The 19,413-nt window shown below is 68.1% G+C and carries 25 protein-coding genes; 14 read left to right on the top strand and 11 right to left on the bottom strand.

The window, feature by feature from the left end; translation table 11 throughout:
• Positions 1–13 precede the first annotated feature (13 nt).
• The 10 genes from AC1RRV_RS00570 to AC1RRV_RS00525 all read left to right on the top strand — a co-directional run bounded on the left by AC1RRV_RS00570 (position 14) and on the right by AC1RRV_RS00525 (position 8,224).
• The gene (locus AC1RRV_RS00570; protein WP_492857630.1) at positions 14–1,474 is read left to right on the top strand and encodes an OprO/OprP family phosphate-selective porin; all 1,461 of its coding nucleotides are present in this window, start codon (positions 14–16) and stop codon (positions 1,472–1,474) included.
• Between the two features lie 128 nt (positions 1,475–1,602).
• The gene (locus AC1RRV_RS00565; protein ID WP_492857629.1) at positions 1,603–2,652 is read left to right on the top strand and encodes a sulfate ABC transporter substrate-binding protein; all 1,050 of its coding nucleotides are present in this window, start codon (positions 1,603–1,605) and stop codon (positions 2,650–2,652) included.
• A 221-nt stretch (positions 2,653–2,873) separates the two neighbouring features.
• Positions 2,874–3,980, top strand: a complete 1,107-nt coding sequence (gene lovK, locus AC1RRV_RS00560) for a photosensory histidine protein kinase LovK (protein WP_492857628.1) — start codon at positions 2,874–2,876, stop codon at positions 3,978–3,980.
• A gap of 19 nt (positions 3,981–3,999) precedes the next feature.
• Positions 4,000–4,467: a response regulator gene (locus AC1RRV_RS00555; RefSeq protein WP_492857627.1), complete on the top strand. Its 468-nt coding sequence runs from the start codon at positions 4,000–4,002 to the stop codon at positions 4,465–4,467.
• A complete protein-coding gene (locus tag AC1RRV_RS00550) occupies positions 4,467–4,742 on the top strand; it encodes a SemiSWEET family sugar transporter (protein WP_492857626.1) in 276 nt (91 codons plus the stop codon). Before AC1RRV_RS00555 ends, AC1RRV_RS00550 begins: the two co-directional genes overlap by 1 nt.
• 105 nt (positions 4,743–4,847) lie before the next feature.
• Entirely contained in the window at positions 4,848–5,204 is a 357-nt protein-coding gene (locus tag AC1RRV_RS00545) for a hypothetical protein (RefSeq protein WP_492857625.1), read from the top strand.
• Positions 5,205–5,295: 91 nt separating this feature from the next.
• The gene (gene argB / locus AC1RRV_RS00540) at positions 5,296–6,210 is read left to right on the top strand and encodes an acetylglutamate kinase (protein WP_492857624.1); all 915 of its coding nucleotides are present in this window, start codon (positions 5,296–5,298) and stop codon (positions 6,208–6,210) included.
• Entirely contained in the window at positions 6,207–6,872 is a 666-nt protein-coding gene (locus AC1RRV_RS00535; RefSeq protein ID WP_492857623.1) for a pyrimidine 5'-nucleotidase, read from the top strand. The genes argB and AC1RRV_RS00535 overlap by 4 nt, the downstream gene beginning before the upstream one ends.
• A complete protein-coding gene (gene dapD, locus AC1RRV_RS00530) occupies positions 6,869–7,729 on the top strand; it encodes a 2,3,4,5-tetrahydropyridine-2,6-dicarboxylate N-succinyltransferase (protein ID WP_492857622.1) in 861 nt (286 codons plus the stop codon). Before AC1RRV_RS00535 ends, dapD begins: the two co-directional genes overlap by 4 nt.
• Positions 7,730–7,780: 51 nt before the next feature.
• Positions 7,781–8,224 carry a DUF805 domain-containing protein gene (locus tag AC1RRV_RS00525; RefSeq protein WP_492857620.1) on the top strand — a complete coding sequence of 148 codons (444 nt, stop codon included), beginning with the start codon at positions 7,781–7,783 and terminating at the stop codon, positions 8,222–8,224.
• Between the two features lie 4 nt (positions 8,225–8,228).
• Here the strand turns inward: AC1RRV_RS00525 and AC1RRV_RS00520 are convergent, their stop codons facing one another.
• Positions 8,229–8,585 carry a cell surface protein gene (locus AC1RRV_RS00520; protein WP_492857618.1) on the bottom strand — a complete coding sequence of 119 codons (357 nt, stop codon included), beginning with the start codon at positions 8,583–8,585 and terminating at the stop codon, positions 8,229–8,231.
• A 107-nt stretch (positions 8,586–8,692) separates the two neighbouring features.
• Here AC1RRV_RS00520 and fmt point away from each other — a divergent pair, with 107 nt between their 5' ends.
• Together fmt and truA are read left to right on the top strand one after the other, a co-directional pair.
• Positions 8,693–9,631 carry a methionyl-tRNA formyltransferase gene (gene fmt / locus AC1RRV_RS00515; protein ID WP_492857617.1) on the top strand — a complete coding sequence of 313 codons (939 nt, stop codon included), beginning with the start codon at positions 8,693–8,695 and terminating at the stop codon, positions 9,629–9,631.
• The gene (truA, locus tag AC1RRV_RS00510; protein WP_492857616.1) at positions 9,631–10,374 is read left to right on the top strand and encodes a tRNA pseudouridine(38-40) synthase TruA; all 744 of its coding nucleotides are present in this window, start codon (positions 9,631–9,633) and stop codon (positions 10,372–10,374) included. Before fmt ends, truA begins: the two co-directional genes overlap by 1 nt.
• On the opposite strand, the gene AC1RRV_RS00505 is transcribed toward truA, so the two are convergent.
• From AC1RRV_RS00505 to dapE, 3 genes are read right to left on the bottom strand one after another with little or no spacing between them, the layout of a single operon-like run.
• The gene (locus AC1RRV_RS00505; protein WP_492857615.1) at positions 10,371–10,763 is read right to left on the bottom strand and encodes a DUF3597 domain-containing protein; all 393 of its coding nucleotides are present in this window, start codon (positions 10,761–10,763) and stop codon (positions 10,371–10,373) included. The two genes, truA and AC1RRV_RS00505, sit on opposite strands and share 4 nt — an antisense overlap.
• Before the next feature lie 55 nt (positions 10,764–10,818).
• Complete coding sequence (locus AC1RRV_RS00500) at positions 10,819–11,739, bottom strand: glutaminase (protein WP_492857614.1); 921 nt, start codon at positions 11,737–11,739, stop codon at positions 10,819–10,821.
• A gap of 18 nt (positions 11,740–11,757) precedes the next feature.
• Positions 11,758–12,918 (bottom strand): succinyl-diaminopimelate desuccinylase, encoded by a 1,161-nt coding sequence (gene dapE, locus AC1RRV_RS00495; RefSeq protein ID WP_492857613.1) that lies wholly within the window; start codon positions 12,916–12,918, stop codon positions 11,758–11,760.
• A 64-nt stretch (positions 12,919–12,982) separates the two neighbouring features.
• Between dapE and AC1RRV_RS00490 the strand changes: the two genes are divergently transcribed.
• Both AC1RRV_RS00490 and AC1RRV_RS00485 read left to right on the top strand, forming a co-directional pair.
• Positions 12,983–13,462: a cupin domain-containing protein gene (locus tag AC1RRV_RS00490; protein ID WP_492857612.1), complete on the top strand. Its 480-nt coding sequence runs from the start codon at positions 12,983–12,985 to the stop codon at positions 13,460–13,462.
• Entirely contained in the window at positions 13,459–13,848 is a 390-nt protein-coding gene (locus AC1RRV_RS00485) for a bleomycin resistance protein (RefSeq protein ID WP_492857610.1), read from the top strand. The genes AC1RRV_RS00490 and AC1RRV_RS00485 overlap by 4 nt, the downstream gene beginning before the upstream one ends.
• Here the strand turns inward: AC1RRV_RS00485 and def are convergent.
• The 7 genes from def to AC1RRV_RS00450 all read right to left on the bottom strand — a co-directional run bounded on the left by def (position 13,845) and on the right by AC1RRV_RS00450 (position 19,401).
• Positions 13,845–14,366 (bottom strand): peptide deformylase, encoded by a 522-nt coding sequence (gene def / locus AC1RRV_RS00480; RefSeq protein ID WP_492857608.1) that lies wholly within the window; start codon positions 14,364–14,366, stop codon positions 13,845–13,847. The two genes, AC1RRV_RS00485 and def, sit on opposite strands and share 4 nt — an antisense overlap.
• Positions 14,367–14,374: 8 nt before the next feature.
• Positions 14,375–15,676 carry a DNA recombination protein RmuC gene (locus tag AC1RRV_RS00475; RefSeq protein WP_492857606.1) on the bottom strand — a complete coding sequence of 434 codons (1,302 nt, stop codon included), beginning with the start codon at positions 15,674–15,676 and terminating at the stop codon, positions 14,375–14,377.
• A gap of 171 nt (positions 15,677–15,847) precedes the next feature.
• Positions 15,848–15,997: a hypothetical protein gene (locus AC1RRV_RS00470; RefSeq protein ID WP_492857605.1), complete on the bottom strand. Its 150-nt coding sequence runs from the start codon at positions 15,995–15,997 to the stop codon at positions 15,848–15,850.
• A 112-nt stretch (positions 15,998–16,109) separates the two neighbouring features.
• Positions 16,110–16,712 carry a recombination mediator RecR gene (gene recR, locus AC1RRV_RS00465; RefSeq protein ID WP_492857604.1) on the bottom strand — a complete coding sequence of 201 codons (603 nt, stop codon included), beginning with the start codon at positions 16,710–16,712 and terminating at the stop codon, positions 16,110–16,112.
• Positions 16,712–17,155: a nuclear transport factor 2 family protein gene (locus AC1RRV_RS00460; RefSeq protein ID WP_492857603.1), complete on the bottom strand. Its 444-nt coding sequence runs from the start codon at positions 17,153–17,155 to the stop codon at positions 16,712–16,714. Before AC1RRV_RS00460 ends, recR begins: the two co-directional genes overlap by 1 nt.
• Before the next feature lie 35 nt (positions 17,156–17,190).
• Positions 17,191–17,520 (bottom strand): YbaB/EbfC family nucleoid-associated protein, encoded by a 330-nt coding sequence (locus AC1RRV_RS00455; RefSeq protein ID WP_492857602.1) that lies wholly within the window; start codon positions 17,518–17,520, stop codon positions 17,191–17,193.
• A gap of 33 nt (positions 17,521–17,553) precedes the next feature.
• A complete protein-coding gene (locus AC1RRV_RS00450) occupies positions 17,554–19,401 on the bottom strand; it encodes a DNA polymerase III subunit gamma/tau (protein WP_492858089.1) in 1,848 nt (615 codons plus the stop codon).
• Positions 19,402–19,413: the final 12 nt, after the last annotated feature.

Here is a 19,413-nt window from a genome sequence, read left to right as displayed (position 1 = left end):
GAGGGGACTACACATGACCAAGACCAGAACCGCCTTTCGCGCCGCGCTGATCGCCGGCGTTTCCCTGCTGGCCACGGCCGGCGCCGCATCGGCTCAGACCGCGCCTGCCTCGTCCGACGAGGCCGCCGCGCGCATCGCCGCGCTAGAAGCCCAACTGAACGTCCTGCAGCAGCAGGTGGCCGACCTGAAGGCCGCCACCGCCGCCAGCCTCAAGGACGTCCGCGCCGCCCAGAGCGCCACCACCGTCAGCATCGCCAGCGCCAAGCCGACGATCGCCTCGGGTGACGGCGCCTACAGCGCCACGCTGCACGGCGTGATGCAGCTGGACGCCGCCCAGTACTTCCAGGACAAGGGCCTGCCCGCCGTGATCGGCAACGGCCGCGACCTGAACAACGGCACCAACTTCCGCCGCGCCCGCCTGGGCGTCGACGGCAAGTTCGCCAAGAACTTCGACTATTCGATCCTGCTGGATTTCGGCGGCGCGGGCACCGACGGCGCCGGCCAGCTGCAGGAACTGTTCGTCCAGTACAACTACGCCCCGTTCAAGATCCGGGTCGGCGCCTACGCCCCGAACCTGGGCCTGGAAGACGCCGCCTCGACGAACGGCTCGCTGTTCCCCGAGCGTCCGTCCTCGGCCGAAGCCGCCCGCAGCCTCGCCGGCGCCGACCGCCGGATCGCCCTGCAGGGCCAGGTCGTGCAGGAGCGCTGGCTGCTGTCGGGCGCGGTCACGGGCGCGAAGGCCGGCGACGGCCAGACCTTCGATGAGCAACTCGGCTATCTGGGCCGCTTCGCCTTCATCCCGGCCAAGGGCCTCGACTGGCTGTTCCATGTCGGCGCCAACGCCAGCGTCGTGGCCACTCCGGCCCAGACCACGGCTCTGACCGGCGCCTATGGCGTCACCCTGCAGGACCGCCCGGAACTGCGCGTCGACGGCCAGCAGCTGATCACCACCGGCGCCATCGACGCCAAGGGCGCGCGCCACTACGGCCTGGAACTGGCCGCCCAGAAGAAGAACCTGCTGATCCAGGGCGAGGTGTTCAACTACAAGATCGACCGCCGCAACCCCGCCGCCAGCGTCACCGATCCCAAGTTCAAGGGCTGGTACGTGGAAGGCGGTTGGGTGCTGACGGGCGAGGCCCGTAAGTACAACGTCAGCAACTTCGCCTTCGACGCCCCGACGATCGCCAATCCCTTCGACCCGAAGGCCGGCAAGTGGGGCGCCTGGGAACTGGCGGCGCGTTACTCGGTTCTGGATCTGAACCACCACGAGAACGCCACCCTCGCGGGCGACCGCGTGCGCGGCGGCGAACAAACCATCTGGACGGCCGGCCTGAACTGGTTCCCCAATTCGGTGACCAAGTTCTCGCTCGACTATCTCGACGTCGAAGTCGACCGCAAGGACCCGGCCGGCGGCGTGATCCCGCTGAGCCAGAGCTACCAGGCGATCAACATCCGCAGCCAGTTCGCGTTCTAGTTCGAGTTCCCAAGGCCGCCCGCCTCGAAGGCTGAAGTCACCGGGCCGGGCGGCCCCACCTCTTCCAATCCCATGACCACCGCGCGCGAAACGCCGCCTCGAAAAGACCCTCCAGAAAGGACCGTCCCATGAGCGACATCATCAAGGCCCCGACCCGCCGTGGAATGCTGGCTGGCGCCGGCGCGGGCGCAGCGGCCCTGGCGGCGGGCGTCGCCCCCAACTTGGCTCAGGCCCAGGCCGGCAAGACCATCACCCTGCTCAATGTCAGCTACGACCCGACGCGTGAGCTCTACAAGGACATCAACGCCGCCTACGCCAAGTACTGGAAGGAAAAGGTCGGCCAGGCCCTGGTGATCAACCAGAGCCACGGCGGCTCGGGCAAGCAGGCCCGCTCGGTGATCGACGGCCTGCAGGCCGACGTCGTCACCCTGGCCCTGGCCTACGACATCGACGAAATCGCCCAGCGCGCCAAGCTGCTGCCGGCCAACTGGCAGTCGCGCCTGCCGCAGAATTCCACGCCCTATACCTCGACGATCGTGTTCCTGGTCCGCAAGGGCAACCCTTGGAAGATCAAGGACTGGGGCGACCTGGTGAAGCCGGGGATCGACGTGATCACCCCCAATCCGAAGACGTCGGGCGGCGCGCGCTGGAACTACCTGGCCGCCTGGGCCTGGGCCCTGAAGCAGCCGGGCGGCAATCCGGCCAAGGCCGAGGCCTTCGTCAAGTCGCTGTTCGAGCACGTGCCCATCCTGGACACCGGCGCTCGCGGCGCCACGACCACCTTCACCCAGCGCGGCATCGGCGACGTGCTTCTGGCCTGGGAGAACGAGGCCTACCTCGCTCAGGACGAGCTGCCGGGCAAGTTCGACATCGTCTATCCGTCGCTGTCGATCCTCGCCGAGCCGCCGGTGGCGATCGTCGACAAGAACGTCGACCGCCACAAGACCCGCACCATCGCCGAGGGCTATCTGAACTTCCTGTACAGCCCGCTGGCCCAGGAGCTGATCGCCAAGAACTACTACCGTCCGCGCAACGCCGCCGTGGCGGCGAAGTACGCCGGCAAGTTCAAGCAGATCCCGCTGGTCACGATCGACGACACCTTCGGCGGCTGGAAAAAGGCCCAGGCCACGCACTTCAACGACGGCGGCCTGTTCGACAAGATCTACCAGCCCAAGTAGCCCTTTCGAGGCTCGCCCGCTCCGGGAAGCGCGGGTGGTCCTTCGAATAGCGCGGCAGCCAGCCTTAAACGGCTGTTCCTCCCCAGGTTCGCCGCGTTCGACGGCGGGGACCCCAGCCGGGTCCCCGCCGTTTCCAGTTTTTGCGGCCAAGGTATGTTGGGAACCCGACACGATCGGGTACGTTGAGCGTTCCACGGGGAGGTGGGAGCTTGGCCTCAGGTATGGACGACTATTCGGAATCGCGGCGCGCCGGTGACAGACTCGCCGCCGGCCATGGCGTCGACGATCCGTTCGCGGCGGCGATCCGCGCGACCCGCATGGCGATGATCGTCACCGACCCGACCCAGGCCGAGAACCCGATCATCTTCGCCAACGAGGCCTTTCTGACCTTGACCGGCTATGGCCGCGACGAGGTCATCGGTCGCAACTGCCGCTTCCTGCAAGGTCCCGACACCGCCCCTGACGCCGTGGCGGCCATGCACCAGGCGATCGCCGGGGGCGAGGACATCGCCCTCGACCTGCTGAACTATCGCAAGGACGGCTCGGCCTTCTGGAACGCCCTGTATCTATCGCCGGTGCGCAACGACGCCGGGGAAGTCGTCTATTTCTTCGGCTCTCTCCTGGACATCACGGAGCGGAAGGCCGCCGAGCTGCAGGTTCGCGACCGCCACACCGACCTGGAACAGCTGATCGAAAACCGCACGCGGGAGCTGACCCAGGCCCTCGAACAGAAGACCGCTCTGCTCCACGAGGTGGACCACCGGGTGAAGAACAATCTTCAGCTCATCTCCAGCCTGCTGCTGCTGCAGAACCGCCGCGTGGCGGATCCGGCGCTCAAGGCCTCGCTGAAGGGCATGCTGGGCCGGGTCAACGCCATCGCCACTGTCCACCGGCGCCTGTTCCAGAGCGAGGACGTCGAGCGCTTCGACGTCTCGGCCTTCATCCGCGACATGGTCGCCGACTTGATGGGTTCGGCCATGCGCGAGGACATCGAGGTGCAGCTGGACCTTGAGCGCGTCGAGATCCCGGCCGCCAAGGCCGCGCCCTTCGCCCTGGTCGTCAACGAGCTGCTGACCAACGCCCTGAGCCACGGCTTTCCGGCAGGCCGAGGCGGCCGGATCTTCATCGGCGTCAGTCGCCTGAACGGGGAATTCCGGATCGAAATCGCCGACAACGGCGTTGGCTTTGACAAGGACACCCGGGTTTCCGGCTTCGGCCTCACGATTGTCCAACTGCTCTGCCAGCAGTTGAAAGCCAAGAGCGAGACCACCGATGCGGAACCTGGCACTCGCGTAACCGTTCTGCTGCCCGTGAATGGGGCACACTAGGAAAGGTAGAGTTTTCGGTATGAGTGGGCGTTCGCTCGATGTGCTGATTGTCGAAGACGAGATGCTTCTCGCCATCGAACTCGAGCATCTGGTCGAGGAGGTCGGCTGCCACTCGCTCGGCTGCGCCATGAGTTCGGACGAAGCCGTGGACCTCGCCGAAAGACTGCATCCCGATCTGGCCCTGGTCGACGTCCATCTCAGTGACGGGCCGACCGGCGTCGAGGTGGCCCGCAAGATCTCGCAGGATTGCGGTGGCGTGGCCCTCTTCATGACCGCCAACGTCAAGCGCCTGCCCGACGACTTCGCCGGCGCCTGCGGCGTCATCGGCAAGCCTTATTCCGAGCATGGGGTGAAGACCGCTCTTTCGTACCTCGCCTACTGCCTGCAGGAAGGCCATGCGCCGGGCCCCGTGCCCATCGGCCTCACCCTGGCGCCGGCTTATGCCACGCTCTGGGGCCTGGACGCCATATTGCCCCGGATCGCCTGATGGCCGCGCCGCCGGCCGCCGTCGCGGTCGGCACGGCCGCCGCCTTGTTGTCGATCACCAGCTTCGCCCCGCAGATCGTCAAGATCTGGAAGGAGAAGGACGCCTCGGCGGTCTCCTTGCGCACCTATGTGGTCACCGTAGCCGGCTTCTCATGCTGGATCGCGTACGGGATCCTCCTCCACGCCTGGCCGGTGATCGCCTCCAACCTGGCCTGCCTGCTGATGTCCGGCGCGGTGCTGGTCATGAAATGGCGATTCAGCCGCCACTCAACTTAAAGAACGCCGTTACTTGAAAGAGATCCGTACGCGGCGCAGTTTCGTCCCGACGGCTCCGCGACCCTCCTGGCCACTCAGCCGCCTCTGGTCCCTCAGGAGAGTCCCATGCTGAAATCTATCGTGCGGACGGTCGCCTTGGCCGCGTTGCTGTACACCCCCGCCCTGGCCCAGACGGCCACCACGAAGTCTCCCAGCGCGTGCACGGCGACGCCCCAGTGCTCAAGCCGCACCGACTGTCCCGCCGACAGCAAGCCGATGATGATGGACTCGTGGACCACCTCGCACGCGCGCTCGTCCAGCTACAGCTTTGGCGCCACCCAAAGCTCGTCTTCCAGCTCGAGCATGGGAGCGGGAAAGAGCGCGGGGTCCAGCTGCACCTGCACCTGCCAGCCCTCGCTGAGCGTCGACAAGAGCAGCCCCGCTCTCGCCTCGCCGCCCATGTCCGGGAGCAAGCCCCACTAGGGCTTCAAACGCGCGAGGCGTCCGTTTTTGATGACAGGGGGGGCGGGGTCCGCTATCGAGGCGCCGCCTTATCCCCTTCGAGGACAGCCGCTTGACCGACGCCGCCGAGGAAGCCGGCTGGGCCACCGCCAAGACCCTGGCCGAGGCCCTGCCCTATATCCAGATCTACGACCGCGAAACGGTCGTGATCAAATACGGCGGCCACGCCATGGGCCAGGAAGACGTGGCGAAGGTGTTCGCCGCCGACGCGGTGCTGCTGAAGCTCCTGGGCGTCCACCCGGTGGTCGTGCACGGCGGCGGTCCTCAGATCAGCCGCATGCTGGACAAGGCCGGCGTCAAGTCGACCTTCGTGGATGGCTTGCGCGTCACCGACGAGGCCACCATGGAAGTGGCCGAGATGGTCCTGTCCGGCGCGATCAACAAGGAAATCGCCAACTGGATCACCCTGGCCGGGGCCGAGGCTGACGTGCGCGGCGTGGGCCTGTCGGGCAAGGACGCCCGGATGATCACCGCCGAGAAGGTCACCCGCACCAAGAAGGACCCGGACAGCAATATCGAGCAGGCCGTTGACCTTGGTTTCGTGGGCGAGCCGACCAAGATCGACCCCCATATCATCCAGGCCTTGCTGACCTCCGAGACCGACTACATCCCGGTGATCGCCCCGATCGGCGTGTCCACCGCGGGCCAGACCTACAACATCAACGCCGACACCGTGGCCGGCGCCCTGGCGGGCGCGCTGAAGGCCAAGCGGATGCTGATGCTCACCGACATCAAGGGCGTGCTCGACGCCAATGGCGAGCTGATCCGCCAGATGACGCTGGAAGAAGCCCGCGCGCTGATCGACACTGGCGTGGCCACCGGCGGCATGATCCCCAAGCTGGAAAACGCCATCCACGCCGTGGAATCGGGCGTCGAGGCCGTGGTCATCCTAGACGGCCGCCGCCCGCACGCCATGCTGGTCGAGCTGTTCAGCGAACACGGCGCGGGCACGCTCATCTCGCGATGAGCGCCGATCTCACACACGTCGACACCTGGCTGTTCGACCTCGACAACACCCTGTACCCGCTGGAAAGCGAGTTCATGGGCCTGATCGAGGCCAAGATGACCGACTTCGTGGCGCGGGAGACCGGTCTGCCGCGCGACGAGGCCCGGGTGCTACAGCACAGCTATTTCAGCGAGCACGGCACCACCCTGGCCGGGCTGATGACCAACCACGGCATCGAACCCAAGCGCTTCCTGGACGAGGTGCATGACGTCTCGATGGACCGGCTGACGCCCGACCCCGCGCTACGCGAGGCCATCGCGCGTTTGCCCGGCCGCCGGCTGATCTTCACCAACGGCTCGGTCGGCCACGCCGAGCGCGTGCTGGCCCACCTGAACCTGCGTGACCTGTTCTCCGAGATCTTCGCCATCGAGACGGCCGACTATGTGCCGAAACCCTCGCTGAGCACCTTCGACAAGATCTGCAAGCTGCACGCCATCGACCCGCCGATGACCGCCTTCTTCGAGGACAGCGAGAAGAACCTCGTCCCGGCGGCGCGTCTGGGCATGACCACCATCCTGGTCGGCGCCCACGCCGCGGCCTCGACCTCCGAACACGTCCATTTCCGCACCAACGACCTGCCTGAGTTCCTGAACTCGGCCCGCCTGCAAGGAAGCCAAGCATGACCGCCGTGAGCCCCCCTTCCATTTCTTTGGCCGACCTCCAGACCGAGATCGAAGCCGCCTGGGAAGCCCGCGCCGACGTCTCGACCGCCACCACGGGTCCGGTCCGCACCGCCGTCGAAGAGTCCCTGCTGCTGCTCGACAGCGGCAAGGCCCGCGTCTCGGAGAAGGTCGACGGCGAGTGGGTCACCCACCAGTGGCTGAAGAAGGCCGTGCTTCTGTCGTTCCGCCTGAACCCCAACACCGTCATGCGCGCCGGCTCGCTCGGCGGCGGCGTCGGTCCGTGGTGGGACAAGGTGCCGAACAAGTTCGACGGCTGGGACGCCCCGCAGTTCGAGGCCGGCGGCTTCCGCGCCGTGCCCGGCGCCATCGTCCGCCGCGGCGCCCACATCGGCAAGAACGTCATCCTGATGCCGTCGTTCGTGAACATCGGCGGCTATGTCGACGAAGGCACGATGGTCGACACCTGGGTGACCGTCGGCTCGTGCGCCCAGATCGGCAAGAACGTCCACCTGTCGGGCGGCGTCGGCATCGGCGGCGTGCTGGAACCCCTGCAGGCCAACCCGACCATCATCGAAGACAACTGCTTCATCGGCGCCCGCTCGGAAGTCGTCGAAGGCGTGATCGTCGGCGAGGGCTCGGTCCTGTCGATGGGTGTGTTCATCAGCGCCTCGACCAAGATCGTCGACCGCAAGACCGGCGAGATCCACATCGGCAAGGTGCCGCCCTACAGCGTCGTCGTCCCGGGCAACCTGCCCGATCCGAAGGGCGGCCCGGGCCTCTACTGCGCCGTCATCGTCAAGACCGTGGACGCCCAGACGCGCTCGAAGACGTCGATCAACGACCTGCTGCGGGACTAGTCGATCACCATGACCGACCCTAAGGTTGTCCTCGGTGGGCGGGGACGACCGATGGACTACCTGAAGAAGCTTTTGACGCTGCGTGGCCGCTTGTCGCCGCTGCAGTACTGGCGGCTGCAGGTCCGTCTCAGCTGGGCGGCGGCGGCCGTGTTCGCGCTCACCGCCTTCGCCACCATCTTCGGCGGCTGGCTGGGCGCCGTTCCGTTCGTGCTGATGATCCCGCTGATCGCCATCGGCGTCTGTATCGGCGTGCGGAGGCTGCACGACCGGGGCAAGAACGCCGCCTGGCTACCTCTCTTCACCTTCGGCCCCATCGCCCTGATCGCGCCGACGCAACTGCTGAAGTCGGGCGCCTCGCCCGGCCTGATGCTGGGCGCGCTGGCGTTGGCGCTCGTCGGCGTCGGCGTCTGGCTGTGGGGCTGGATCGAGATCGGCTTCCTGCGCGGCCAGAAGGGTCCGAACCGCTACGGCCCAGACCCGAAGGCGAGCGCCTAGGGCCCTAGTTCGTCGCCTTGTCGAGCTGCTTCTTGCTCTCGGCCGCGCCTTCCTTGGCGTCCTTCTTGAGGTCCGCCCCGGCTTCCTTGGCTTTTTCGCCGGCCTTGGCGCCCAGTTCCTGAGCCTTGTCGGTGGCCTCGCCGGCGGCTTCCTTCAGCTCGGCGCCGGTTTCCTTGGCGCTTTCCTTGATCGCCGTGCCGGCTTCCTTGACGTCGGGGTCGTTGGCGATCGTGTGAGCGGCGTCCTTGATGTCGGAGGCGGCCGCCTGGGCGCCTTCCTTGACCTGGGTGGCGTGCTCCTGCGAGCAGCCGGCCAGGGTCAGGGCCACGGCGCAGCCGGCGATGAACAGGATCGAACGCATGGTCGTGCTCCCAAAAGTCTCTGATAGGTCGGCTGCATAACGAAGCGGCCACGGCCAAGGTTCCGACTCCGCTTTTCGGAACGGCTCAGGGCGTCTAAACCCCCGCCATGCGCATCGCCTTCCTCGGCACCCCCGATTTCGCCGTCACGTGCCTCGCCGAGCTCGTCGCCTCGGGCCACGAGATCGTCGCCGTCTATTCCCAGCCCCCGGCCCCGCGCGGGCGCGGCCAGGAACTGAAGCCTTCGCCGATCCACGCCTTCGCCGAAGGCCTGGGCTTGCCCGTCCGCACGCCGGCCTCGATGAAGACGCCCGAGGAGATCGAAGCCTTCCAGGCCCTGGACCTCGACGCCGCCGTGGTCGTCGCCTTCGGCCAGATCCTGGTGAAGGCGGTGCTCGACGCGCCGCGATACGGCTGTTTCAACCTGCACGCCTCGCTTCTGCCGCGCTGGCGCGGCGCGGCCCCGATCCAGCGGGCGATCATGGCCGGCGACCCGGTCACCGGCGTCCAGGTCATGCGGATGAGCGAGGGTCTCGACGAAGGTCCGATCCTGATGTCCGAGCAGGTCGCCATCGCCGACGACGACACCGTCGCCACCCTGCACGACAAGCTGGCCGCCACCGGCGCGCGCCTGCTGCCGGTCGCCCTCGGCGCCATCGAACGCGGCGCGCTCCGCGAGACGCCGCAGGCCTTGGATGGAGTGAGTTACGCCAAGAAGATCAAGTCGGCCGAGGCCCGCATCGACTGGACCCGCCCCGCCGCCGAGGTCGACCGCCACATCCGGGGCCTGTCGCCCTTCCCCGGCGCCTGGTTCGAGGCGCCGCCAGAAAGGGGAAGCGATAAGGGGCCGACGCGGGTGAAGGCCCTGCTGTCGCGCGTAGAGGCGGGTTCAGGCGCGCCTGGGACGGCAATGGACGACGCCCTGCTGATCGCCTGCGGAGAAGGCTCCGTGCGCCTCCTGAGGGCCCAGCGCGAGGGCAAGGGCGTCCAGGACGCCGAGACCTTCACGCGCGGCTTCCCGATCGCGACCGGGACGCTGCTGGCCTGATGCCCCGCTACCGCCTCCTCGTCGAGTATGACGGCCGCCCCTACAGCGGCTTCCAGGCCCAGGCCGTGCTGCCGTCGGTGCAGGGCGCGATCGAGGCGGCCGTGAAAGCTTTCAGCGGCCAGGACGTGCGCATCGCCGCCGCCGGCCGCACTGACACCGGCGTCCACGCCACCGGCCAGGTGGTCCATGTCGACCTCGAGCGCGACTGGCCGGCCCAGACCGTGCTCAACGCCCTCAACGCCCACCTGATGCGCGAGGCGGTGTCGATCCTGTCGGCGGAAGTCGCCGAGGGCGACTGGCACGCCCGCTTCTCGGCCAATGAGCGCCGCTATCTCTACCGGATCCTCAACCGCCGCGCCCCGCCGGCCCTCGACAAGGGCAAGGTCTGGCATGTGAAGAAGGGCCTGGACCACGAGGCCATGCACGTCGCCGCCCAGCATCTGGTCGGCCTGCACGATTTCACGACCTTCCGCGACATGCACTGCCAGGCCAAGAGCCCGTTGAAGACCCTCGACGTCGCCCGGGTGCGGCGTGTGGGGGAAGAAATCCACCTCGACTTCGAGGCGCGGTCCTTCCTGCATCGCCAGGTGCGGTCGATGACCGGGACGCTGGCCGAGGTCGGAGCCGGACGCTGGTCGCCGGACGACGTGAAGGCGGCGCTGGACGCCAGGGACCGCCGCGAGTGCGGTCCCGTCGCGCCGGCGGATGGGCTGTATCTGGTGGGCGTGGGGTACGGGGCTTAGTCCACCAGCTCGGCCGGCACCTTGCCGCCGTTCTCGGACAGCTTCTTGATCACCTGTTTGTGCAGCCAGATGTTCATCGAAGCGCTGTCGCCCTTGTCGCCCGTGAAGCCCAGTTCGTCGGCCAGCTCCTTCCGCTCGGCCAGGCTGCTCTCCATGCCGACCAGCTTCATCAGGTCGACGATCGAATGGCGCCAGTCCAGCTTCTGCGAGCTATCGGCCGCCAGATCATCCAGCACGGCCGTCACATCGACCGCCTGCGTCGGAGGCGCCGCCGGCGCGACGGCGGTCGCGGTGGCAGGCGTCGGGGTCGGCTGCGCCGCCGTGGTCGTGGGGGCCGCCTTCGGCTTGTGGCCGAAGATCTTGCTCATGATGTTGCTGAAAATGCCCATGTCGCGCTCCTGAGGTTGGACGCGATCAACGCCGGGCGGAGTCGATGGTTCGAAGCTAGAGCACCGAACAGTTGGTGATCTGACTGAACGCCTCGAGGGCTACCGTTCCGACCACGGATGTTCCGAACCGATCCAGCTCCGGCGACCACACCGCCACCGTGGCCTTGCCGGGGATCACCGCGACGATACCGCCGCCCACGCCGCTCTTGGCGGGCAGGCCCACCCGATAGGCGAAGTTGCCGACGCTGTCGTAGATCCCACAGGTCAGCAGCAGGGCGTTCAGCCGCCGGGTCAGGCGCTCGGGAAACACCGTCTCCTGGGCCACCGGCGAAAAGCCGCCCGCCGCCAGGGGCAGGAAGGCGCGCGCCAGCTGGCGGCAGCTCATGGTCAGGGCGCACTGGCGGCAATAGGCGGCGACCACGGCCTCGGGCTCGTGATGCAGCGTGCCCTTGCCGCGCATCAGGCTGGCGATGGCGCGGTTCTGCCAGGCGTTGGCCAGCTCCGACGCCGCCACGGTCGGATCGATCTCCAGCCGCTCGTCACAGAGGAAACCCGCGAAGTCGCGGACCAGGGCGGCCGGATCGCGGGTGACGTCCATCAGGACATCGGTGACCGCCAAGGCCCCGGCGTTGATGAACGGATTGCGCGGCACGCCCTGCTCGGCTTCCAGCAGGGACAGGTGATTGAACGGCGTGCCGGAAGGCTCCTTGCCCACGCGCGTCCAGATCTCGTCGCCCAGGCGGTTCAAAGCCAGGCCCAGGGCAAAGACCTTGGTGATGCTCTGGACCGAGAAACCCTCGTCGGCGTCGCCGATCACGTGCTCGCCGCCGTCGACCGTGCGCACGGCCATGCCGAACTTGGTCCCCGGCACATTGGCGAGTTCTGGAATGTAGTCGGCCGCCCGTCCCTTGCCGAAGTACGGCTTCACCAGCACCGCGACTTCCGCCAGCACGTCGGGGATCGAGAGCGCCTTCATCGCCGACGCCTCCGGTCTCTAAGCGAACGCCGCGAAGTAGCGATTGATCAGCGCCTCATAGGCATTGGCGAGGTGACGGATCTCCTCGACCGGCACCCGTTCGTCGACCTGGTGCATGGTCGAGCCGACCAGACCGAACTCGACCACCGGGCAGAGGCTGCGGATGAAGCGGGCGTCGCTGGTGCCGCCGGTCGTCGAGAGTTCCGGGACCCGGCCGGTGGCGTCGCCCACGGCGGCCACGATCACGTCGGTGAAGGCGCCCGGCTCGGTCAGGAAAGCCTCGCCGCTGATCTTGCACAGCGCCTCGACCCGGCCCGAGAAGCCTTCGGCGGCCTCGCGGCACTCAGCTTCGATCCAGGCGGCCAGGTCCTTGCCCTTGTGCGCCGGGTTGAAGCGGATGTTCACCCGGGCCTTGGCCGAGGCGGGAATGACGTTGGTGGCGGTGTTGCCGACGTCCACCGTGGTCACCTCCAGGTTCGACGGCTGGAAGCCGGTATAGCCCTCGTCCAGGATCCGGCTCTGCAGACGCGACAGGATGTCGACCAGCACGGGGATCGGATTGGCCGCCCGGTGCGGATAGGCCACGTGCCCCTGTTTGCCGTCGACCGCGATCCAGGCGTTGATGCTGCCGCGCCGGCCGATCTTGACCATGTCGCCCAGCAGATTGGCCGAGGTCGGCTCACCGACGATGCAGTGGTCGATGATCTCGCCCTCGGCGGCCAGGGCCTGGACGACCTTGACGGTGCCGTCCTCGGCCACGCCCTCCTCGTCGCCGGTGATCAGGAAGCTGATGGAGCCGGCGTGCTCGGGGACCTGGGCCACGGCGGCGACGAAGGCGGCGATGGCGCTCTTCATGTCGACCGCGCCGCGGCCGTACAGGATCCCATCCTTGATCTCGGCCTCGAACGGTCCGGCCGTCCAGGCTGCGTCGTCGCCAACCGGCACGACGTCAGTATGGCCGGCGAAGCAGAGGTTGGGCCGCGCCGTCCCGCGCCGGGCGTAGAGGTTCTCGATCTCGCCGAACTTCATTCGGCGGCAGTTGAACCCCAGGCTCTCCAGCTGGCGCTGAAGGGTGTCCATCGCGCCCTCGTCGGCCGGGGTCACCGAGGGTCGGCGGATCAGGGCTTGAGCAAGCTCGACCGGGTCGATGCTGACGGAAACGGGCGCGGGGCTGGTCATGGTCCTGCCTTTAGGCTTCCCTTTCTCCCGACGCAAACCCGGCAAAACCGTTCCAAGGTCGTCCATGCCCAAGATCGATATCGCCTCGGCTCCGACCCGCGTAGGCACGGCCTATCCCGCGCCATTCGACGCGCCCTGCCTGAACCGCCACCGCACCAAGCTGGGCGACGCGGTCGGGCTCGACCAGTTCGGCGTGAATCTGCTGCGCCTGGCGCCGGGCGTCTGGTCCAGCCAGCGCCACTGGCACACAGCCGAGGACGAGTTCACCTGGGTCGTCGAGGGCGAGGTGGTTCTCGTGGACGACGACGGGGAGACGGTGCTGCGGGCCGGAGACTGCGCGGGCTTCAAGGCGGGGGTGGCGAACGGCCACCACTTCCAGAACCGCTCGGACAAGGAGGCGCTTCTGCTAGAGATCGGCTCACGCAGGCCCGACGTAGACGGCTGCGACTATCCCGACATCGACCTGGTCCTGCGCGAGGGCGAAGAGACCTACCGGCATCGCGACGGCACGCCGTACGAGAGCGACCAGGGCCGCAGGCGATGACCCGTCTGGCCTGCGCCACGCCAATCCTGTTCGTCCGCGACGTGACGGCGTCGGCGCGATTCTACGCGGACACGCTGGGCTTCTCGATCGACTTCCTGCATGGCGAGCCGCCCTTCTACGGCGCGGTCGGCCGCGACGGCGCCCGCCTGCATCTGCGGCATGTCCATCAGACGAACTTCGCGGAACTGGCGGAGCGGGAGGTCTCGCTGATCCTGGCCATGATCGAGACCTCCGACGTCCGGGCGCTGTTCGCGGAGTACGAGGCGGCCGGCGCGGACTTCGTCCAACGGCTGGTCCAGCAGCCCTGGGGCGGCCTTGACTTCCAGGTCCGCGACCCGGACGGCAACAGGATTTCGTTCGTGGAGCTTGGAGACGTCGAGGCTTAAGCCGCGCGGCGCGCCTTCTTCACCTTGGCCATGGCGCGATCCCGGCGCAGGCGCGAGAGGTGGTCGATGAACAGGACACCTTGCAGGTGGTCCATCTCGTGCTGGATGCAGACGGCGAACAGGCCTTCGGCTTCCTCGACGACGGTCTCGCCCTGATAGTTCATGTAGCGGATGGAAACCTTCGACGGGCGCTCGACCTCGTCGAAATATTCCGGCACCGACAGGCAGCCTTCCTCGTAGCCGAGGGTCTCTTCCGAGGTCGACAGGATCTCAGGATTGACGAAGTAGCGCGGGGCTGGCTCCTCGCCCTCGCGGGCCAGGTCCATGACGATGATGCGCACGGGCTCTCCGACCTGCACGGCGGCCAGGCCGATGCCCGGGGCGTCGTACATGGTCTCCAGCATGTCATCCATCAGCGTGCGCAGCGCGTCGGTGACGGTCTCCACCGGAGTGGAGATCTTCTTCAGCGTCGCCAGGTCGGCGGCGTTATCGACGGTGAGGATGCGACGGATAGCCATGATGATGGTCAGGTAGGCGTCTCATTTCCGAGCGTCAAGGTGGGAGATTGTCCCACGCCCGCCTGGGTCGCTCCCAACTTCGTGAGCGGGCGAACCCCCTGTTCCACCATCGCGGGCTCGGCGATGTCCTTGCCCTCGTGGTCGACCGACAGCTCCTCGAAGCGCCGGGCCTGGGTCAGGACCTGGCTCTCCAGCGAGCCGACGAACTGGTTGTACTTGCCCACGGCGCTCTCCAGCGCCTTGCCCATGGCCCCGGCGTGGGCGCCCATGACCGAGACGCGCTTGTAGAGCTCACGGCCGACCTCGACGATGCGGGCGGCGTTCTTGGCCTGGTCCTCGGCCCGCCAGCCATAGGCCACGGCCTTGCAGAGCGCGAACAGGGTGGTCGGGGTGACCAGCACCACCCGGCGATCCATGGCCTCGGCCATCAGCTCCGGCAGGCGGTCGAGGGCGGCGGCCAGGAAGCCGTCGCCGGGCACGAACATGGCCACGAAGTCGGGCGAGCCCTCGCCCGCGAACTGGTCCCAATAGGTCTTGGACGACAGGCCCTGCATGTGAGCGCGGACGCTGGCGGCGTGGCGGACCATGGCGGCCTCACGCAGCACCTCGTCGGTCGCCTCCTGCGACTCCAGGAAGGCGTTCAGCGAGCACTTGGCGTCGATCACGAACACCCCGCCGCCTGGCAGGGTGACCTTGACGTCGGGACGGCGACGGCCCTCCTCGGTGTCGACGCTGAACTGCTCCTGGAAGTCGAAGCGATTGTTGAGGCCAGCGGCCTCGAGAACGTTGCGCAAGGTTTGCTCGCCCCAGCGGCCTTGCACGCCAGCGCCGCGACGCAGGGCGGCCGACAGCTTGCGGGTCTCGGTCTGGGTGGCGGTCGAGGCCTCCAGCAGGGCGGCGATCTGGGCCTTGAGCCCGCCGGACTCCTCGGCGCGCGCCTTTTCGACGGCGGTCACCTGTGCCTCGAACTTGGCCAGGGTCTCGGCCACCGGCTTCAGCTGGGCCTCGAGGCGGGCCTGGGTCAGCTGGTCACGGCTCTTGGCGTTCTCGTCGGCGCGCTTGATCAGCTGTTCGGCCACGGCGTTGGCGCTTTGGGCGGCCTGGGCCTTGATCAGCTCGATCTGGGTGGCGGTCTGGTCTTCGAGAAGACGCGAGCGCTCTTCGGCCTGGGCCACGCGCTCGTTCAGCATCCAGGCCTGGGCCTCGGCCTTGGCGGCGCGACGTTGACTGGCGACCGCCCACAGGGCGCAGGCGATGGCCACCAGCGCGAAGACGACGGCCAGGATCAGAAACGGGTCGGAAAAGTTCATGCTCCGTTCTTAGACGGAGTCGGGTCCATGAGGAAGTTCCCCTTCTCCCCTTGCGGGAGAAGGTGTCGCCGCGGGCGACGGATGAGGGGTCGCACGGATAGATCGGCGAAACCCCTCACCCGGCCCTTCGGGCCACCCTCTCCTGCAAGGGGAGAGGGCTATTGGACCTTACTAGGCGTCGCCGTCCGCGAGGTCGGCGATCAGGCCGTTGATCGGCTCGTCGTTGAAGCTGGTGACGTTGTGGCCCTTGTCCACCACGCCGACCTTGGCGACGTGCGGGGCTTCGGCTTCGGTTTCCGGGGTCTTGTCTTCGGCGCTCATGAAATCGGTCCCTCTTCTGGCGATCGGCGGTCGCCGAACGCGGCTGCGCGGACCTTCGCTCGGGAAAGCGTGGCTGTCAGCCTGGATTCCGGCGCCGTCCCCAGGATTCGCCTCAGGCTGGACGCCGCGCGCGCAGGGCCTGGGCGATGGTGCCGTCGTCAAGCCAGTCGAGGTCGCCGCCGACGGGTACGCCGCGCGCCAGCATGGTCACCGGTACGCTGGTGGGCGCGAGGCGATCGGCGAGGTAGTGGGCGGTCGTCTGGCCGTCGACCGTGGCCGGCAGGGCCAGGATCACCTCCGACACCCGACCATCGCCAACACGAGCGACGAGCTCACCGATCCGCAGCGACTCCGGTCCGACCCCGTCCAGGGCCGACAGCAGACCGCCCAGCACGTGATAGCGGCCCTTGAACGAACCGCCGCGCTCCATGGCCCAAACCGAGCCGACCTCTTCCACCACGCAGATCAGGCGGCCGTCGCGGGTCGCGTCGGCGCAGATCGCGCAAGGATCGGTGACGTCCAGCGAGCCGCAGGTCGAGCAGGTCCGGACCTTCTCCTGGGCGTCCGCCAGGGCGGCAGCCAGCGGGGCCAGCAGGGTGTCGCGCTTCTTCAACAGGGCCAGGGCCGCCCGCCGGCCCGAGCGCGGTCCCAACCCCGGCAGCTTGGACAGCAGGGCGATCAGGCGCTCGATCTCGGGTCCGGCGGAGGCGCCCATCAGGGTTTGGCCACCCGCGTGACCTGGCTGTAGACCACCCGCCATTGGCCGTCGCGCTTGGCCCAGGTGTCGACGAAGCGGACCACGAGAGCGAAGCGCTGGCCGCCGTCCGTACCGGTCATGTTGACCCGCCCGCCCAGGATGGCGGTGTCGCCCAACACCTTCTCGACCGGCGCCTCGATCGTGAACGGATCAAGCTTGAAGCCGGGCGCCATGTAGTCGCGGATCAGGTCGGCCTTGGACTGAACGACGCCCGCGCCGTTGACCAGCACATAGTCGTCGGCGACCAGCCGCTCGAGCGCCGCGCGGTCAGAATTGACCTGCGCGGCGTCATAGGCATGGGCGGCCGCCGCCAGGTCGGGCGGCAGGGTCTCGGCCAGGACGGCGACGGGCGCGGTCACCAGGACCAAGGCCAGGGCCACGAGCAGCGAACGGACCTTCATGCGCGGGCTCCTCCCCAGGCGGCCGGGTGGGACGATCAGAACTTCATCCCGGGCATGCCGCCCATCAGGCCGGCCATCGGACCGGCGGCTTCCTGCATCATCTGGGCCTGCTTGGCGTCGAGCTTCCTCTTGGCGTCAGCGTGGGCGGCGACGATCAGGTCAGCGATCACCTCGCCCTCGCCTGGCTCGATCAAGCTCTCGTCCAGCGTCACCTTGGCCAGCTCGCCCGTGCCCTTCAGCACCACCGTGACCATGCCGCCGCCCGAGGTCCCCTCGACGGCGCTCTCGGCCAGACGCGCCTGAGCGTCCGCGAGCTTCTGTTGCATGGCCTGAGCCTGCTTCATCAGGCCGCCGAGGTCTTTCATGTCGTAACTCCAGTCAAAAACGGTGGGCTGCTGTCAGCCCTCTTCCTCGTCCGGCTCCAGAGGCGGCGCCTCGGGGGTGAGGAGCTTGCGGATCTCGACGATCTCGGCGCCAGGGAAGGCCGACAGCACCGAGGCGACGAACGGATCCTTCTTGATCTGCTCCAGCGCCTCGCGCTCCTCGCGCTTCTGGCGCTCCAGCAGGCTCTCGCCGCCGCCGCCGCCTTCAGCGGCCACGAGCCAGGGCTGGCCGGTCCACTCCTTCAGGGCGCGGACAAGGCGGCCGGCGAGATTGCCAGGCGCGCCGGGCGCGGCTTCGTAAGTGATGGCGCCGGGCCGAAAACTGATCGGACGGACATACTGCTCGACGTCCAGGCGCAGGCCGATATCGCGCCGGGCGGCGATCAGGGCCAGGACGTCGTCGAACGAGGCCAGGACCGGCATGGCCTGAGCCGCCGGCGCGGCCATGCTCACGGCCTGGGCCGAGACCCCACCGCCGGACGAACCTCCGCCCATCGACACGCCGCCGCCGGAACCGCCGCCGCCCAGTCCGCCTGGGGGCGCGCCGTCGCGCAGGGCCTTCAGCGCTTCCTCCGGACCGGGCAGGTCGGCGGCATAGCACAGGCGGATCAGCGCCATCTCGGCCGCGGCCATGGCGTCGGGGGCGCGGCGCACCTCCTCATGGGCCTTGAGCAGCATCTGCCACAGGCGCGACAGCGTGCCGGCCGAGGTATGGGCCCCGATAGCCGCCAAGCGGGCGGCCTGCTCCTTGGGCAAGGAAAGCGCGTCCGGCCCGAGGGCCTTGGAGACCGCCGAACCGTGGCAGTGGTCCAGCACGTCCAGCATCACCACCGCCGGGTCGGCGCCGAAGCCCCACAGGGCCCGGAAGCCCTCCAACGCGTCTTTGGTCTTGCCCGCCATGACGTTTTCGAACAGGGCGATGGTCTGGCCGCGATCGGCCAGGCCCAGCATGTCGCGGACGACGGCGGTCGTGACCGTGGCGCCGCGGTCGGTCTGGACGATGGCCTGGTCCAGCAGCGAGAGACCGTCACGCACCGAGCCCTCGGCCGCGCGGGCGATCAGGGCCAGCGCGTCCATCTCGATCCGCGCGCCCTCCTTGGCCGAGATCCGGTCGAAGTGCTTAACCAGAACGTCCGGCTCGACCCGGCGCAGGTCGAAGCGCTGGGTGCGGGACAGGATGGTCACCGGCACCTTGCGGATCTCGGTGGTGGCGAAGATGAACTTGGCGTGCGGCGGCGGCTCTTCCAGCGTCTTCAGCAGGGCGTTGAACGCAGCCGTCGACAGCATGTGCACTTCGTCGATGATGTAGACCTTGTAGCGCGCCTCTACCGGGGCGTAGCGCACCCCGTCCAGCAGCTCGCGCATCTCGTCGACCTTGGTGCGCGAGGCGGCGTCCAGCTCCAGCACGTCCATGTGCCGGCCCTCGATGATCGAGCGGCAGTGGTAGCCTTCGGTGGTCAGGTCGACCGAGGGGCCTTTGACCGTGTCGGTCTCATAGTTCAGGGCGCGAGCCAGCAGGCGCGCCGTCGTCGTCTTGCCGACCCCCCGGACGCCGGTGAGCATGAAGGCGTGGGCGATGCGGCCGGTCGAGAACGCATTCGCCAGGGTGCGGACCATGGCCTCCTGGCCGATCAGGTCCTCGAAGGTGCGCGGGCGGTATTTCCGCGCCAGCACGGTATAGGCGTCGCCCTTCTCGTTCTCAGGCGGGTCTTCGACCACGGGACGCGCCGCCTCAACAGCGACGGGCGCGGGCGCCTCGCCAAAGATGTCGGCGGTGTTCTCGTCCCGCTCGGGCAGGTCCTCGGCGGGCGGTTCGTCCCACGGCGGCGAGGAATCGGGCGAGAGGTCGTCGTGGTCGGCCATGAGGTGAGTGTA

Source organism: Caulobacter sp. GW821-FHT11E10, assembly GCF_058808375.1.
This window is presented reverse-complemented; position numbering and strand designations above follow the sequence as displayed.